Source organism: Pseudomonas monachiensis (assembly GCF_047345015.1).
In the GTDB taxonomy this organism is placed as follows: Bacteria; Pseudomonadota; Gammaproteobacteria; order Pseudomonadales; family Pseudomonadaceae; genus Aquipseudomonas; species Aquipseudomonas monachiensis.
On sequence record NZ_CP178857.1, the window covers coordinates 1619479 to 1633018 of the forward strand.

At 60.9% G+C, this 13540-nt stretch carries 18 protein-coding genes and 2 pseudogenes; 16 read left to right on the forward strand and 4 right to left on the reverse strand.

Annotated features, from left to right (window positions below):
- Positions 1 to 58 precede the first annotated feature (58 nt).
- The 3 genes from ACMDB8_RS07215 to ACMDB8_RS07225 all read left to right on the forward strand — a co-directional run bounded on the left by ACMDB8_RS07215 (position 59) and on the right by ACMDB8_RS07225 (position 1746).
- Complete coding sequence (locus ACMDB8_RS07215; RefSeq protein WP_007980742.1) at positions 59 to 544, forward strand: chemotaxis protein CheW; 486 nt, start codon at positions 59 to 61, stop codon at positions 542 to 544.
- Positions 545 to 937 (forward strand): DUF2802 domain-containing protein, encoded by a 393-nt coding sequence (locus ACMDB8_RS07220; RefSeq protein ID WP_409078495.1) that lies wholly within the window; start codon positions 545 to 547, stop codon positions 935 to 937.
- 311 nt (positions 938 to 1248) lie between these two features.
- Complete coding sequence (locus ACMDB8_RS07225) at positions 1249 to 1746, forward strand: DUF6622 family protein (protein ID WP_056721617.1); 498 nt, start codon at positions 1249 to 1251, stop codon at positions 1744 to 1746.
- A 155-nt stretch (positions 1747 to 1901) separates the two neighbouring features.
- Here ACMDB8_RS07225 and ACMDB8_RS07230 read toward each other — a convergent pair whose 3' ends face one another.
- Positions 1902 to 2231, reverse strand: a complete 330-nt coding sequence (locus tag ACMDB8_RS07230) for an EscU/YscU/HrcU family type III secretion system export apparatus switch protein (protein WP_056721619.1) — start codon at positions 2229 to 2231, stop codon at positions 1902 to 1904.
- A complete protein-coding gene (locus tag ACMDB8_RS07235) occupies positions 2228 to 3802 on the reverse strand; it encodes a flagellar hook-length control protein FliK (RefSeq protein WP_409078494.1) in 1575 nt (524 codons plus the stop codon). Before ACMDB8_RS07235 ends, ACMDB8_RS07230 begins: the two co-directional genes overlap by 4 nt.
- Positions 3803 to 4001: 199 nt before the next feature.
- Between ACMDB8_RS07235 and ccmA the strand changes: the two genes are divergently transcribed.
- The 13 genes and pseudogenes from ccmA to ACMDB8_RS07300 all read left to right on the forward strand — a co-directional run.
- Positions 4002 to 4637 carry a cytochrome c biogenesis heme-transporting ATPase CcmA gene (gene ccmA, locus ACMDB8_RS07240; protein ID WP_046037681.1) on the forward strand — a complete coding sequence of 212 codons (636 nt, stop codon included), beginning with the start codon at positions 4002 to 4004 and terminating at the stop codon, positions 4635 to 4637.
- Positions 4634 to 5302, forward strand: coding sequence for a heme exporter protein CcmB (gene ccmB / locus ACMDB8_RS07245; protein ID WP_007980754.1), 669 nt, complete (start codon positions 4634 to 4636; stop codon positions 5300 to 5302). The genes ccmA and ccmB overlap by 4 nt, the downstream gene beginning before the upstream one ends.
- 90 nt (positions 5303 to 5392) lie before the next feature.
- A complete protein-coding gene (locus ACMDB8_RS07250) occupies positions 5393 to 6148 on the forward strand; it encodes a heme ABC transporter permease (RefSeq protein ID WP_056721625.1) in 756 nt (251 codons plus the stop codon).
- Positions 6145 to 6321 (forward strand): heme exporter protein CcmD, encoded by a 177-nt coding sequence (gene ccmD / locus ACMDB8_RS07255; RefSeq protein ID WP_060541438.1) that lies wholly within the window; start codon positions 6145 to 6147, stop codon positions 6319 to 6321. The genes ACMDB8_RS07250 and ccmD overlap by 4 nt, the downstream gene beginning before the upstream one ends.
- On the forward strand, positions 6318 to 6773 hold the full coding sequence (gene ccmE / locus ACMDB8_RS07260) for a cytochrome c maturation protein CcmE (protein WP_056721628.1): 456 nt from the start codon (positions 6318 to 6320) through the stop codon (positions 6771 to 6773). The genes ccmD and ccmE overlap by 4 nt, the downstream gene beginning before the upstream one ends.
- Before the next feature lie 3 nt (positions 6774 to 6776).
- Entirely contained in the window at positions 6777 to 8765 is a 1989-nt protein-coding gene (locus tag ACMDB8_RS07265; protein WP_056721630.1) for a heme lyase CcmF/NrfE family subunit, read from the forward strand.
- A complete protein-coding gene (locus ACMDB8_RS07270; protein WP_056721631.1) occupies positions 8762 to 9298 on the forward strand; it encodes a DsbE family thiol:disulfide interchange protein in 537 nt (178 codons plus the stop codon). The genes ACMDB8_RS07265 and ACMDB8_RS07270 overlap by 4 nt, the downstream gene beginning before the upstream one ends.
- Positions 9295 to 9768, forward strand: a complete 474-nt coding sequence (locus ACMDB8_RS07275; protein ID WP_409078493.1) for a cytochrome c-type biogenesis protein — start codon at positions 9295 to 9297, stop codon at positions 9766 to 9768. The genes ACMDB8_RS07270 and ACMDB8_RS07275 overlap by 4 nt, the downstream gene beginning before the upstream one ends.
- A complete protein-coding gene (gene ccmI / locus ACMDB8_RS07280; protein ID WP_409078492.1) occupies positions 9761 to 10963 on the forward strand; it encodes a c-type cytochrome biogenesis protein CcmI in 1203 nt (400 codons plus the stop codon). Before ACMDB8_RS07275 ends, ccmI begins: the two co-directional genes overlap by 8 nt.
- A 14-nt stretch (positions 10964 to 10977) precedes the next feature.
- The gene (locus ACMDB8_RS07285) at positions 10978 to 11385 is read left to right on the forward strand and encodes a hypothetical protein (protein ID WP_082562888.1); all 408 of its coding nucleotides are present in this window, start codon (positions 10978 to 10980) and stop codon (positions 11383 to 11385) included.
- 60 nt (positions 11386 to 11445) lie between these two features.
- Positions 11446 to 11628, forward strand: a pseudogene (locus tag ACMDB8_RS07290) (alpha-D-ribose 1-methylphosphonate 5-triphosphate diphosphatase); the annotation flags it as partial.
- 20 nt (positions 11629 to 11648) lie between these two features.
- Entirely contained in the window at positions 11649 to 12215 is a 567-nt protein-coding gene (gene phnN / locus ACMDB8_RS07295) for a phosphonate metabolism protein/1,5-bisphosphokinase (PRPP-forming) PhnN (RefSeq protein WP_409078491.1), read from the forward strand.
- Positions 12212 to 12348: pseudogene (locus tag ACMDB8_RS07300) on the forward strand (phosphonate metabolism protein PhnP); the annotation flags it as partial. The gene phnN and the pseudogene ACMDB8_RS07300, both read left to right, overlap by 4 nt.
- Before the next feature lie 102 nt (positions 12349 to 12450).
- Here ACMDB8_RS07300 and ACMDB8_RS07305 read toward each other — a convergent pair.
- Together ACMDB8_RS07305 and ACMDB8_RS07310 are read right to left on the reverse strand one after the other, a co-directional pair.
- A complete protein-coding gene (locus ACMDB8_RS07305) occupies positions 12451 to 13026 on the reverse strand; it encodes a PIN domain-containing protein (RefSeq protein WP_409078490.1) in 576 nt (191 codons plus the stop codon).
- On the reverse strand, positions 13023 to 13490 hold the full coding sequence (locus ACMDB8_RS07310; RefSeq protein ID WP_095964055.1) for a helix-turn-helix domain-containing protein: 468 nt from the start codon (positions 13488 to 13490) through the stop codon (positions 13023 to 13025). Before ACMDB8_RS07310 ends, ACMDB8_RS07305 begins: the two co-directional genes overlap by 4 nt.
- Positions 13491 to 13540 lie beyond the last annotated feature (50 nt).

A 13540-nucleotide genomic window follows, 5' to 3' on the forward strand; every position in this document is an offset into this window, starting at 1 on the left:
CTCTGATGATGTTGCACAGAACACACACCGCCAGGGCGGTTTCTTGAGGGGGCAGGGTATGAATGACAAGGCAACGGCGGCAAAGGGTTCCGAAGATCCGATCCTGCAATGGGTCACCTTCAAGCTGGACAACGAGACCTACGGCATCAACGTGATGCGTGTCCAGGAAGTCCTGCGCTACACCGAAATCGCCCCGGTCCCGGGTGCCCCGAGCTACGTGCTGGGCATCATCAACCTGCGCGGCAACGTCGTCACCGTGATCGACACCCGCCAGCGCTTCGGCCTGATGAATGCCGAGATCAGCGACAACACCCGTATCGTCATCATCGAAGCCGACAAGCAGGTGGTCGGGATCATGGTCGACAGCGTGGCCGAAGTGGTTTACCTGCGTCAGTCGGAAATCGAAACCGCGCCGAACGTGGGTAACGAAGAGTCCGCCAAGTTCATTCAAGGCGTGTGCAACAAGAACAACGAATTGCTCATCCTGGTCGAGCTCGACAAGATGATGAGCGAAGAAGAATGGTCGGAACTGGAGAGTATCTGATTGATTCTCGAGGTGGCGGTCATTGTCCTGTTCCTGTTCTGGGCAGGCACGCTGGCAATGTTCCTGGCGTACATTCGCGGTCAGAAGCAGATCGTCGCGCAACAGGCCAAGGTTGATGCGCTGCGCGATCAGCGCATCAAGGACCTGGTCAAGCGCGTCGACGACTACCAGAACGGCAACGTGCGCATGGGCGAAGACCTGCATGAACTGCGGGCGATCGTGGCGCCATTGCCGGACAAACTCGCTCAGCTGGAACAACGCGACCCCACAAGCCTGTCGTTTGCCCAGGCGGCGCGACTGGTCGGGATGGGCGCCAGCGTCAACGAACTGACCCAGTCCTGCGGCTTGACCCAGGCTGAAGCGGAGTTGATGAGCAAGCTGCACAAGAACTGAGTGTTGCGATCAGGCTGAAATCGCTTTCGTCGGAACGCCGCCCGGAGCAAGCCCGCTCCCACACTGGATCAATGTCGTACACAAAATTTGTGTTCACAGAAGACCAAATGTGGGAGCGGGCTTGCTCGCGAAGGCGTCTTAGAATGCGCAGCAATCTTCCCCGCGATCCGACTCATTCCTCTCTATCTTCAGACAGGGATTACGCTGTCGTAGTCTCCTGCCTATAACATTCTCAGATCCCACCGTCTTGTGATCGCAAACAGCGATCAGTAGTTTGATCTGCTCAAACATACACAGTGCCAGGAAGGCTTATGATCGACATTTTGCGTGGTACACCGCTGTGGGTTTATGCGGTGTTTTTTATTCTGAGCTACTACGGTGTCAGCGCCTGTTTCAGGAGCCACGTATCGAAAAGGTCATTGCAGATATCGCCCGTGATATTCGTGGCGTTGTCCCTCGCATCGCTCAATCCCTCCCAGGAAATTGCAATCCAGCTTTCAGTCTATACATTGGGATTGCTTGCGGGGTGGTTGCTGGCACTGCGTTTTTTCTCGTACAACAATGTGCAGTGCGAGGGGCAACATCTGGTTCTACCCGGTACGATCAAGGTACTGATTGTGTATTGGGGCTTTTTTGCCTGGCGTTATTACGAAGGTTACCAGGCGGCCATGTACCCGGAACTGGCCAATGAAATGTCGGCGGTCGCGGGGGCGGCGCTGGGGGCAGGGCTCATCAATGGTTTGATTGTTGGTCGCAGTTTCAAGCTATTGCGTTTTTTCAGGTTTGAACACGTGACGCCTCGGAGTTGATGAGCAAGTTGCGCAAGAACTGAGTTTTACAGTTTCTTGAGATTGCTATCGCGAGCAAGCTCGCTCCCACAGTAGTTGTATCTCGTACACAAAATACGTGTTCACTGAAGATCAAATGTGGGAGCGAGCTTGCTCGCGATGGCGGCCTTGAAAACTCAGTAGTCTTCCCCGCGTTCGGTAACATCCTTCTCCACCATCAGCGCATCCGGTTCCTGCCCCGCCGGAAACTTCCCCTTCAAATTCCACGCAAACGCAATGATCTCGGCAATCGTCAGATAGAGTTCCTGCGGAATGCTGTCCCCCAACTCCATCCTCGCCAGCAGCCTCACCAGCTCTGCGTTTTCGTAGATTGGCACTTCGCAGTCGCGGGCAATGCGCAGGATTTCTTCCGCCAGCGCTTCGTCGCCCTTGGCGGTGAGGGTGGGGGCGTGGGTGCCGTCGTATTTGAGGGCGATGGCCTGGCGTGGGGCGTTGGGGTTTTTCATGCGGTTTCGTCGACCCAGCGTTGTTCGAGGCGGGTTTGCGGGCCTTGGGGTGGTGTGCCGAGGTGGCAATCGAGGTCGCCGACGTTCAGGCCGGCGGACAGCAAGCGGTCACGCAGCCCGCTCAGGTTGCTTTCAATCAGGCTGGCGGTGTAAGGCCGTTCTGCCCAGAGCTGGCTGGAGAGGCTGCCCTTGATCAGTTGCGCCTGGATTTGCAGCGGCCCTAAAGGCTCCATGGCGAAGGCCAGTTCCACACGCCACAGCTGTTGTTTGGGGGCGCGTTCTTCGCGACGTTCCTTGGGCTGTTCTTTTTCGGGTGAGTCTTCACGCTGGAACTTGACCTGCAAGGGCACGATGTCCTGCATGTTGCGCATCGGGATTTCCAGTTGCCAGGTGCTCATCAGCCGTCCGTCGGCAGTTACGCCGGTTTGTTCCAGGCTCGACAGTTGATGGCTTTGCAGGCGTGAAACCGCGGCGGCGGCCAGGCGCAGCAGGTGTTCGAGGTCGTTTTCGCCGTCGGCGCCTTGCAACTGGCGTTCGGGCAGCGGGAAGCCGGTCGGCGACGGCTTGGCACTGACCTGGCCGAGCATGCCCAAAGCATTGCGGACAAAGTTCGGCATGGCCTGGGCCAGGGTGTTGGCGGCGATGATCGCGCCGAGGCTGGTGTTGGCCGGCAAGCCCTGACTCAACTGCGCAACCAGTTTGAGCAGGTCGCCTTTCATGTCCGGCGCGAGCGTCGGGTTTTGCCCGGTGAGCAGTTTGCTTTCGAGAAACACACCGCTGCTGGCCAGGGCCTGGGCCAGGCCCTTGGGGGTGCTCAACTGTTGAACATCCGGCAGGCCAGCGAGCAACCGGGCAGCGGCGCTGCGCAATTCAACGGATGTCTGGTCCGAGGGCGCAAGGTTCTGCAGGCGCTTGAGCAAGCCATCCAGCGATCCCTGGCGGCTTTGCTGGTCGACCAGTTGCCGGGTCACCGCCAGTTGTTCCTGTCGGTTGCCCAGGGGCACGAATTTCACGGTCTGGGCGTCTTGCACCTGCGCGCTCAACAAGGTGCCAATGCGCAGGGGCCGGGGGCTGTCGATGCTCAGGGTGCTGCCGTTCAGTGCGGTGTTGAGCAGGCCCACCATCGAGCGAAACACCATGGGCTGGCCGGGCACCTGGGGCAGCACTTGCGAGGTCAGCACCTTGCCCTGCAGCAGGGTGCCAACGGGCAGTTGCGCGGTGTCGAGGCGGGTGAGGGTGGTGACGTTGGAGGCAATGGCCTGTTGTACCGTCACGGCCAGGTTGCCGACCGAGGGCTGGCTGACGACCAGCGTGGTGCCCTGGGCCAGCGGTTGATTACTGGTGGTCTGGACCGTGGTCTGGCGGCCGCTGTCGAGGGTGACCTTGAGCAGCATCTGGAAAGTCTGGTCCGCCTGCTTGAGCGACAACACTTCGGCCTGGGCGGTTTGACCGACGCTGATCAGCCCCTCCACCGGCGTCAGCAACTTGAGCAACTCACCGCTGACCACCTGCGGGCGCGAAGTCGCCGGGAGGGTTTGCGGTAGCGGGAGGATGTTCATTTCGCCTGTCATACGCGGTCACAACCTGAGGAAAATGCACTCTTTAGAGTAAGGCATGGCATGTATAATGCCGCGCCGTTGTATCCAAAAATGGCGAAAACTTTGCAATTGTTTGACGCAGCTCTCTAGAACAAGACGTCATTGCATCTATGCTGCATCTCTTTAACGGCCGCGCCAGAGCCGACTTGAACCGTATAAGGCCCGTGATCCCTTGACCAGTCCTGTCCTGCAAACCGTTGCCCTTGCCTGTGAGCGAGACCTTCGGCTGCTCTTCGAAAATCTCGATTTGAGACTGGCCAGTGGCGAAATGATGCAAATCAGCGGCCCCAACGGCAGTGGCAAGACCAGCCTGTTGCGCCTGCTCTCGGGGCTGATGCAGCCGACCGCCGGTCAGGTGCTGCTCAACGGCCAGCCGCTGAACGAACAACGCGGTGAGCTGGCGCGCAACCTGCTGTGGATCGGCCACGCTGCCGGGATCAAGGATTTGCTGACGCCGGAAGAGAACCTGAGCTGGCTGTGCGCCTTGCATCATCCGGCGACCCACGAGGCGATCTGGCAGGCGCTGGCCGCGGTCGGCCTGCGTGGTTTCGAGGATGTGCCTTGTCACACCCTGTCTGCCGGTCAGCAGCGACGCGTCGCCCTGGCGCGCCTTTACCTGGACAGTCCGCCGCTGTGGATCCTCGATGAACCCTTTACCGCCCTCGACAAGCAGGGCGTGGCACAGCTTGAATCTCATCTGGCCGGCCACTGCGAACGCGGCGGCATGGTGGTGTTGACCACCCACCACACGCTGAGCCGGATGCCGGCCGGTTATCGCGACATCGATCTGGGGAGCTGGGCCGTATGAGTGTTTTCGGCCTGCTGGTCGCCCGTGAGGCCCGTCTGCTGTTTCGCCGTCCGGCGGAACTGGCCAATCCGCTGGTGTTCTTCGCCATTGTCGTTTCGCTGTTCCCGCTGGCGGTCGGACCTGAGTCTCAATTGTTGCAAACCTTGTCTCCGGGACTGGTCTGGGTCGCGGCGCTTTTATCGGTTTTGCTCTCGCTGGACGGGCTTTTCCGCAGTGATTTCGAGGATGGATCCCTCGAACAGTGGGTCCTTTCGCCGCACCCCCTGGCTCTTCTGGTTTTGGCCAAGGTGCTGGCACACTGGGCTTTTTCCGGCCTGGCACTGGTTTTGCTCGCGCCTTTGCTGGCGCTGATGCTCGGTTTGCCTGCCGCCTGTCTGCCAGTGTTGCTGCTTTCGTTGCTGCTCGGTACACCGGTACTGAGCCTGCTCGGTGCAGTGGGCGCGGCGCTGACGGTGGGCTTGAAACGCGGTGGCCTGCTGCTGGCACTGCTGATTCTACCGTTGTACATCCCGGTGTTGATCCTCGGCAGTGGCGCCTTGCAGGCTGCCTTGCAGGGAATGCCGGCGACCGGTTATCTCCTGTGGCTTGGCAGCCTGACCGCCCTGGCGATAACCCTGACACCTTTTGCAATAGCTGCTGGCCTGAAGATCAGCGTCGGCGAATAATAACGAGGCCTGGTCATTTTTTGATCACTTCTTTTGACGGAAGGCAGGCCCTGGCTCTTCACAGTAAAGAGCAACCGTGATGGAAACAGTATGAACTGGACGTGGTTTCACAAGCTTGGCTCGCCCAAATGGTTTTACGGCATCAGCGGCAAACTGCTGCCCTGGCTGAGCGTCGCGGCGTTGCTGCTGATCGGTGTTGGCGTGGTCTGGGGCCTGGCTTTTGCGCCGCCGGACTACCAGCAGGGCAACAGCTTCCGCATCATCTATATCCACGTCCCGGCCGCCATGCTCGCCCAGTCCATCTATGTGATGCTGGCGGTGTGCGGCATCGTCAGCCTCGTGTGGAAGATGAAACTGGCCGACGTCGCCCTGCAATGCGCGGCGCCCATCGGTGCGTGGATGACCGCCGTGGCGCTGGTCACCGGGGCGATCTGGGGCAAGCCGACCTGGGGCTCGTGGTGGGTCTGGGATGCACGCCTGACGTCCATGCTTATCCTGCTGTTCCTGTACTTCGGTCTCATTGCGCTGGGCAACGCGATCAGCAATCGTGACAGCGCGGCCAAGGCTTGCGCGGTGCTGGCGATCGTCGGCGTGATCAACATCCCGATCATCAAATACTCGGTGGAGTGGTGGAACACCCTGCACCAGGGCGCGACCTTCACCCTCACCGAAAAACCGGCGATGCCCGCCGAGATGTGGCTGCCATTGCTGCTGACGGCGTTGGGTTTCTACTGTTTCTTCGGCGCGGTCCTGCTGCTGCGCATGCGTCTTGAAGTGCTCAAGCGCGAAGCCCGCGCCAGTTGGGTCAAAGCCGAAGTGGAAAACAGCCTGGAGGTCGCTCGATGAGTTTTGCTTCATTCGGCGACTTCATCGCCATGGGTCATCATGGCCTGTATGTCTGGTCAGCCTATGGCATCTGCCTGGCGGTACTGACCCTCAACGTGGCGGCGCCGATCCTGGCCCGCAAGCGGTATCTGCAACAAGAGGCGCGTCGTCTGCGCCGGGAGAACGGCAAGTGAATCCGCTGCGCAAAAAGCGTCTTATCATCATTCTCGCGATCCTGGTCGGGGTCGGCGCTGCCGTCGGCCTGGCCCTGAGTGCCCTGCAGCAGAACATCAACCTGTTTTACACGCCGACCCAGATCGCCAACGGCGAAGCCCCGCAGGACACGCGTATCCGTGCCGGCGGCATGGTCGAGGCCGGCTCCTTGCAGCGCTCCGGCGACTCGCTGGACGTGAAGTTCGTGGTCACCGACTTCAACAAATCCGTGACCATCACTTATCGCGGCATCCTGCCGGACCTGTTCCGCGAAGGGCAGGGCATCGTCGCCTTGGGCAAGCTCAATGCCGATGGCGTGGTGGTGGCCGATGAGGTGCTGGCCAAGCACGATGAGAAGTACATGCCGCCAGAAGTGACCAAGGCCCTGAAAGACAGCGGCCAGTCGGCACCCACTCCCGTGAAAGAGGGCTAACTGATGACAGCTGGAATCTTCATTCCCGAGTTGGGCCACCTGGCCATGATCCTGGCGCTGTGTTTCGCGCTGGTTCAGGCCGTGGTGCCATTGGTCGGTGCCTGGCGCGGTGACCGCTTCTGGATGAGCCTGGCCCAGCCGGCGGCCTGGGGGCAGTTTGCATTCTTGCTGTTCGCCTTCGGTTGCCTGACCTACGCCTTCATGGTCGACGACTTCTCCGTGGCTTATGTGGCCAACAACTCCAACAGCGCCTTGCCGTGGTACTACAAATTCAGCGCCGTGTGGGGTGCCCACGAAGGCTCCCTGTTGTTGTGGGCCTTGATTCTCGGCGGCTGGACCTTCGCGGTGTCGGTGTTTTCCCGGCAGTTGCCGCAGGTCATGCTGGCCCGCGTGCTGGCGGTGATGGGCATGATCAGCACCGGTTTCCTGCTGTTCCTGATCATGACCTCGAACCCGTTCAAGCGCATCCTGCCGCAAATGCCCACTGACGGCGCCGACCTCAACCCGCTGCTGCAAGACATCGGCCTGATCGTTCACCCGCCGATGCTGTACATGGGCTACGTCGGTTTCTCGGTGGCCTTCGCCTTCGCCATCGCCGCGCTGATGGGCGGTCGCCTGGATGCCGCGTGGGCGCGCTGGTCGCGTCCGTGGACCATCGTGGCCTGGGCGTTCCTCGGCATCGGCATCACCCTCGGTTCGTGGTGGGCGTACTACGAACTCGGCTGGGGCGGCTGGTGGTTCTGGGACCCGGTGGAAAACGCCTCGTTCATGCCATGGCTGGTGGGCACCGCGCTGATCCACTCGTTGGCGGTCACGGAAAAACGTGGCGTGTTCAAGAGCTGGACCGTGTTGCTGGCCATCGCCGCATTCTCCTTGAGTCTGCTGGGTACCTTCCTCGTGCGTTCCGGCGTGCTGACATCGGTGCACGCCTTTGCCTCCGATCCGGAGCGCGGGGTGTTCATCCTGATTTTCCTGCTGTTCGTGGTCGGTGGTTCGCTGACGCTGTTCGCCCTGCGCGCGCCGGTGGTCAAGAGCCAGGTGGGCTTCAACCTCTGGTCCCGGGAAACCCTGTTGCTGGGCAACAACCTGGTACTGGTGGTGGCCGCGTCGATGATCCTGCTCGGCACCTTGTATCCGCTGATTCTGGACGCCATGACCGGCGCCAAGCTGTCGGTCGGCCCGCCGTACTTCAACGCGCTGTTCATTCCGTTGATGGCATTGCTGATGGTGGTGATGGCGGTCGGCGTGATCGTGCGCTGGAAAGACACCCCGGTGAAATGGCTGGTGAGCATGCTCACCCCGGTCCTGCTCGGCAGCGCTGCGCTGGCGGTAGTGGCCGGCGTCGCCTATGGCGATTTCAACTGGGCCGTGCTCGCGACCTTCATGCTAGCCGCCTGGGTGTTGCTGGCCGGCGTGCGTGACATCTTCGACAAGACTCGCCACAAAGGCCTGATCAAAGGTTTGCCGACCCTGACCCGCAGCTACTGGGGCATGCAGGTCGCGCACCTGGGTATTGCCGTGTGTGCGCTGGGTGTCGTGCTGTCGAGCCAGAACAGTGCCGAGCGCGACCTGCGCCTGGCGCCGGGCGAATCCATGGACCTGGGCGGCTATCAGTTCGTCTTCGAAGGCGCCAAACACTTCGAAGGCCCGAACTTCACTTCCGACAAGGGCACCGTGCGGGTGATCAAGGGCGGCAAGGAAATCAGCGTGCTGCACCCGGAAAAACGCCTTTATACCGTACAGAACTCGGTGATGACCGAAGCGGGCATCGACGCCGGTTTCACCCGCGACCTTTATGTCGCCCTCGGTGAACCACTGGGTAACGGTGCCTGGGCCGTGCGCGTGCACGTCAAGCCGTTCGTGCGCTGGATCTGGTTTGGTGGTTTGCTGACCGGCTTCGGCGGGTTGCTGGCGGCGCTGGATCGGCGTTATCGGGTCAAGGTCAAAAGCCGCGTGCGCGAAGCACTGGGCATGTCGGGAGCCACTGCATGAAGCGTTGGTTGATGTTGTTGCCACTGGCGATTTTTCTGGTGGTCGCTGTATTCCTTTACCGTGGGTTGTACCTGGATCCGGCCGAGCTGCCTTCGGCCATGATCAACAAGCCGTTCCCGGAGTTTTCCCTGCCGTCGGTGCAGGGCGACAAGACCCTGACCCGCGCTGACATCCTGGGCAAGCCGGCGCTGGTCAACGTCTGGGGCACCTGGTGTATTTCCTGCCGGGTCGAGCACCCGGTGTTGAACAAGCTGGCCCAGCAGGGCGTGGTGATCTACGGCATCAACTACAAGGACGTCAATGCCGACGCCTTGAAGTGGCTGAAAGACTTCCACAACCCGTATGCGCTGGACATTCGTGACGACGAAGGCTCGCTGGGCCTGAACCTCGGCGTGTACGGCGCACCGGAAACCTTCTTCATCGATGCCAGGGGCATCATCCGTGACAAGTTCGTCGGCGTGATCGACGAGCAGGTCTGGCGTGAAAAACTGGCGGGCAAGTACCAGGCGCTGGTCGACGAGGCCAAGCCATGAAGCGCTGGATCGCTGCCGTTGTCCTGGGCCTGAGCCTGGCGGGTGTGGCCCACGCGGCCATCGACACCTACGAGTTCGCCAAGGAAGGTGACCGCGAACGCTTTCGCGAGCTGACCAAGGAGCTGCGTTGCCCCAAGTGTCAGAACCAGGACATCGCCGATTCCAACGCACCGATTGCCGCCGACCTGCGCAAAGAGATTTTCCGCATGCTCGGCGAGGGCAAGGACAACCAGCAGATCATCGACTTCATGGTCGATCGCTACGGTGATTTCGTCCGCTACAAGCCTGCACTGAACGCCAAGACCGCCTTGCTCTGGTTCGGCCCCGCCGGCCTGCTGCTGGGCGGTGTCGTGATCATCGCGGTGATCGTCCGCCGTCGTCGCGTGCAACGCGCCGGCACCCCGGGCTCGCTTTCTGCCGAGGAGCGCTCGCGCCTCGACCACCTGTTGGATAAAACCAAGAATGATTGATTTCTGGCTCGCTGCAGGTCTGCTGCTTCTGGTTGCCCTGAGTTTTCTGTTGATCCCGGTGCTGCGCAGTCGTCGCGCCCAGCGCGAAGAGGATCGTACCGCCCTGAACGTCGCGCTGTATCAGGAGCGTGTGGCTGAGTTGCAGACTCAGCAGGAAGAGGGCGTGCTCGATGCGGCGCAAATGGACGCCGGTCGCGCCGAAGCCGCCCGTGAATTGCTGGCGGACACCGAAGGCGCTGACGCGCCGCGGGTGTCGCGTCTGGGCAAACCCTTGCCCTTGCTGGCGGCCATTCTGGTGCCGGTGCTGGGCCTGGGCCTGTATCTGCATTTCGGTGCCAGCGACAAGGTCGAGCTGACCCGCGAATTTTCCCAGGCACCCCAGTCGATGGAAGAGATGACCCAGCGCCTGGAGCGTGCGGTCGCCGCTCAGCCGGATTCCGCTGAAGGCATGTACTTCCTCGGTCGTACCTACATGGCTCAGGATCGCCCGGCGGATGCGGCGAAGATGTTCGAACGTACCGTCAACCTGGCCGGTCGCCAGCCCGAGTTGCTCGGTCAATGGGCCCAGGCCCAGTACTTCGCCGATGGCAAGAAGTGGTCGGACAAGGTCCAGGCCCTGACCGACGAAGCGCTCAAGGCCGACCCGAAAGAAGTCACCAGCCTTGGCCTGCTGGGCATTGCCGCGTTCGAAAGCGAGCGTTATCAGGACGCCATCGATTACTGGAATCGGCTGTTGGCGCAGTTGCCGCCGGAAGATAAATCCCGCGAAGCGCTGCAAGGCGGGATTGCCCGGGCCACGGAGAAGCTGGTGGCCAGTGGCGGCAAGGTTGCGCAAGCACCGGCAGCGAAGACCGCGGCGTTGCTCAAGGTCAGCGTCGACCTGGCAGCGGACCTCAAATCCAAGGTCCAGCCCGGCGACAGCGTGTTCATCTTCGCCCGTGCGATCTCCGGTCCTCCGGCCCCGCTGGCGGTCAAGCGCATGACCGTGGCCGACCTGCCGGTGACCGTCGAACTGGGCGATGCCGATGCAATGATGCCGCAATTGAAACTGTCGAACTTCCCTGAAGTCCAACTGGTTGCGCGCATTTCCCGTGCCGGCAAACCGACCGCCGGCGAATGGATAGGTCGCAGCCAACCCCTGGCCAGCAGCACCACCGCGCCGCAAACACTGACCATCGACAGCCCGGATAAATAACAGGAAACGCCACCATGACCGCCATTGCTCGTATTGCCCTGCTCAGCGCTGTTTTGGGGTTAAGCGCTTGTGCGGTCCAGCCACCAACGGAACATCAGGCACCAACACCGTTCCCGCCGTCGCAGCCGAGCCCCACGCCATCGACGTCGCCCGTACCGAGCAAACCGACCGTCCCGGCCAAACCCTCCAAGCCGTTGCCGCGCACCTCTGCCAGCTTCGCGCCACCACCGGGGGGCAATAGCCATTGGGATCCGAAGCTTGGGGTGTATGTGCTGGATGACCAGCCCAATACCTTTTATCGCCAGCGTACCTATTACCGCTGGGATAGCGGCTGGAGTAGGTCGATCAGTCCGAACGGGCCGTGGGAAGATACTGACATCCACGGTGTACCGGGTGGCCTGGGACGGAAATTCGGGCAGTAATGCAAAAAAAGGCGACCATCGGGGGCGCCTTTTTTGTGGGCGTTGAAGTTGTGCTTTCACGGCAGGAGTATGTTGATGGGCGCACCGAACATCGTGCGCGGCCGGTCGCACTCGGGTAACGTGGCCGCCGCAGAGCTGGCCGCCGGGCTGAACGATCATGGCGAGATTGCGACGGGCCTGCGGGCCGAACTGCTGCAGGCACGCAGTCAGGACGGTTTGCCGGTGGTCCAACAAGTGTGGTGACAAGCGAAGAGGGGGTTTTGATGGCAGGCAGGTTGATCTATCTCATCGGGCCTTCAGGTTCGGGCAAGGACAGCCTGCTGGATGCCGCGCGAACGCGGTTGGCCGAACGCGGCTGCCGTATCGTGCGCCGGATCATTACCCGCTCGGCCGAAGCCGTGGGCGAGGCGGCGCTGGGCGTCAGTGCCCGGCAATTCGCCGACATGGAAGCCCGGGACGCGTTTGCCCTGAGCTGGCACGCCAATGGGTTGTCCTATGGCATCCCACGGGAAATCGACGATTGGCTGGCCGCTGGCCAGGACGTACTGGTCAATGGCTCGCGGGGGCATTTGCAGAATACGCACCTGCGCTATCCGGATGTGTTGGTGTTGTTGCTGAGCGTGGACCAGGCGGTGCTGCGTGAACGACTGCTCAAGCGCGGGCGTGAATCGGTTAGCGAGATCGATCAGCGCCTGGCACGCAATGCCCGATTCAACGAGCAACTGCTGGCGGAAGATTCTGCCGTGCACCTGCTCGACAACTCCGGTCCGCTGGAGCTTACGGTCGAACGCTTGCTGGCCTGCATTAACGAGCAAGCTCCACGCGCCTGACGTTACCGGGCACCGGTGATGCCCGGCAAGTGCCGGTCTACGGCTGCGAGTGCGTGGCTTGTGATGCGGCCCGCCAGGATCAGCGCTGGTTGACCGACCTTGCAGTGCATTGATGAGTTGCAGCCGAAGTCGGCGGTACTGCCCCATGTCGGGCATACCCTGGATGCCTGGTTGATGGGGCATCGGGGTGAATTGCCGGCGAATGTGGGGGGGGTAGCGATCAGGTGTGCTGATTTCAGAGCATTGCCCGGAAACTGTTCAATGCCTTGACCGACTGAACCAGGCCTTGACGTAACAAGAGATCGAGATAAGTGTCAGTGTTCATCGGTGGGGCCTTCAGTTGCTTGCGCTGTCGTTGTGCCGCGGCGACCACCGCTGCCGGATCAAGGTCGAAAAGGTTATCGACGAACTCGTCGGGGTGCTGGGCCTCGATGCCATAAGGTTGCAGCGCGGTGCGGGGGAAGTCTTTCTGGTTGAAGGTGACAATGACGCTGGCGTTGCAACGAATGGCAGCCGCCAGGACATGTCGGTCATCCGCGTCGGGCAGCGTCAATCCTTGTATCAACGCTTCGTACCCCGAGACGCAGGCGTCGGGAATCGCCAGATCCATTAGCTCGCAGGTGCGATTCAATTGTGCGGCGTTGAGATCCGGGCGGTTTCTTAGCAGATTGCGTTTCCATTCATCGTGTATTGCCGCTGACCATTTCGCCCTGAAAAGCCCGGAGAGCGCGAGCCACATCAGAAAGTCTCTCAAGGGAGCGGGGTAAAGCACGCAAGCGTCATATACAGCGGTAAATGAAGTGTGCCTCACTCGTATCCTGTCCTTAGCGCCTGTGCTTGCTCGGCGAGAAGCATCATTGCCTGTTCGCTGGCGGTGTCGCGCCGGTTTTTATAGTCCATCAAATCGGCAAAGCGCACACGTCGGTGCTTACCGGTTTTGTGGTAGGACAGTTCGCCGGATTCGAGCAGTTTGATCAGGTGTGGGCGTGAGACATTGAGTAGGTCCGCCGCTTCTTGCGTAGTCAGTTCTGCGTGAACCGGGACTACTTTCACTGCGTTACCGGCTGCGAGCTCCGCTAGAATATCGACCAGCAAACGGAGTGCCGAGGTAGGCAGTTCGATGTTATGCGCTTCGTTCTGCTCATCGAATATCTGGATGTGCTGAGTTTCGAACCGGGTGGCGAGATAGGCCGCCAGGGTGCGTTGCCCCTCGATTGCGGCCTGTATTTCGTGTTTCGCGGGTAAGTTGATTGGCGGATGAATGACGGTCGACATGACGGTTACCAATATTCTGAATAATCGATGTCGGCAGGCTATTCGAATTA

Excerpts from the sequence above, each read along its gene's own strand:
- phnN (WP_409078491.1), top strand. The coding sequence starts at position 11,649 with ATGGCAGGCAGGTTGATCTATCTCATCGGGCCTTCAGGTTCGGGCAAG.
- ccmI (WP_409078492.1), top strand. The coding sequence starts at position 9,761 with ATGATTGATTTCTGGCTCGCTGCAGGTCTGCTGCTTCTGGTTGCCCTG.
- ccmB (WP_007980754.1), top strand. The coding sequence starts at position 4,634 with ATGAGTGTTTTCGGCCTGCTGGTCGCCCGTGAGGCCCGTCTGCTGTTT.
- ACMDB8_RS07310 (WP_095964055.1), bottom strand. The coding sequence starts at position 13,490 with ATGTCGACCGTCATTCATCCGCCAATCAACTTACCCGCGAAACACGAA.
- ACMDB8_RS07235 (WP_409078494.1), bottom strand. The coding sequence starts at position 3,802 with ATGACAGGCGAAATGAACATCCTCCCGCTACCGCAAACCCTCCCGGCG.
- ACMDB8_RS07225 (WP_056721617.1), top strand. The coding sequence starts at position 1,249 with ATGATCGACATTTTGCGTGGTACACCGCTGTGGGTTTATGCGGTGTTT.
- ACMDB8_RS07215 (WP_007980742.1), top strand. The coding sequence starts at position 59 with ATGAATGACAAGGCAACGGCGGCAAAGGGTTCCGAAGATCCGATCCTG.
- ccmD (WP_060541438.1), top strand. The coding sequence starts at position 6,145 with ATGAGTTTTGCTTCATTCGGCGACTTCATCGCCATGGGTCATCATGGC.
- ACMDB8_RS07265 (WP_056721630.1), top strand. The coding sequence starts at position 6,777 with ATGACAGCTGGAATCTTCATTCCCGAGTTGGGCCACCTGGCCATGATC.
- ACMDB8_RS07270 (WP_056721631.1), top strand. The coding sequence starts at position 8,762 with ATGAAGCGTTGGTTGATGTTGTTGCCACTGGCGATTTTTCTGGTGGTC.
- ACMDB8_RS07250 (WP_056721625.1), top strand. The coding sequence starts at position 5,393 with ATGAACTGGACGTGGTTTCACAAGCTTGGCTCGCCCAAATGGTTTTAC.
- ACMDB8_RS07275 (WP_409078493.1), top strand. The coding sequence starts at position 9,295 with ATGAAGCGCTGGATCGCTGCCGTTGTCCTGGGCCTGAGCCTGGCGGGT.
- ACMDB8_RS07230 (WP_056721619.1), bottom strand. The coding sequence starts at position 2,231 with ATGAAAAACCCCAACGCCCCACGCCAGGCCATCGCCCTCAAATACGAC.
- ACMDB8_RS07285 (WP_082562888.1), top strand. The coding sequence starts at position 10,978 with ATGACCGCCATTGCTCGTATTGCCCTGCTCAGCGCTGTTTTGGGGTTA.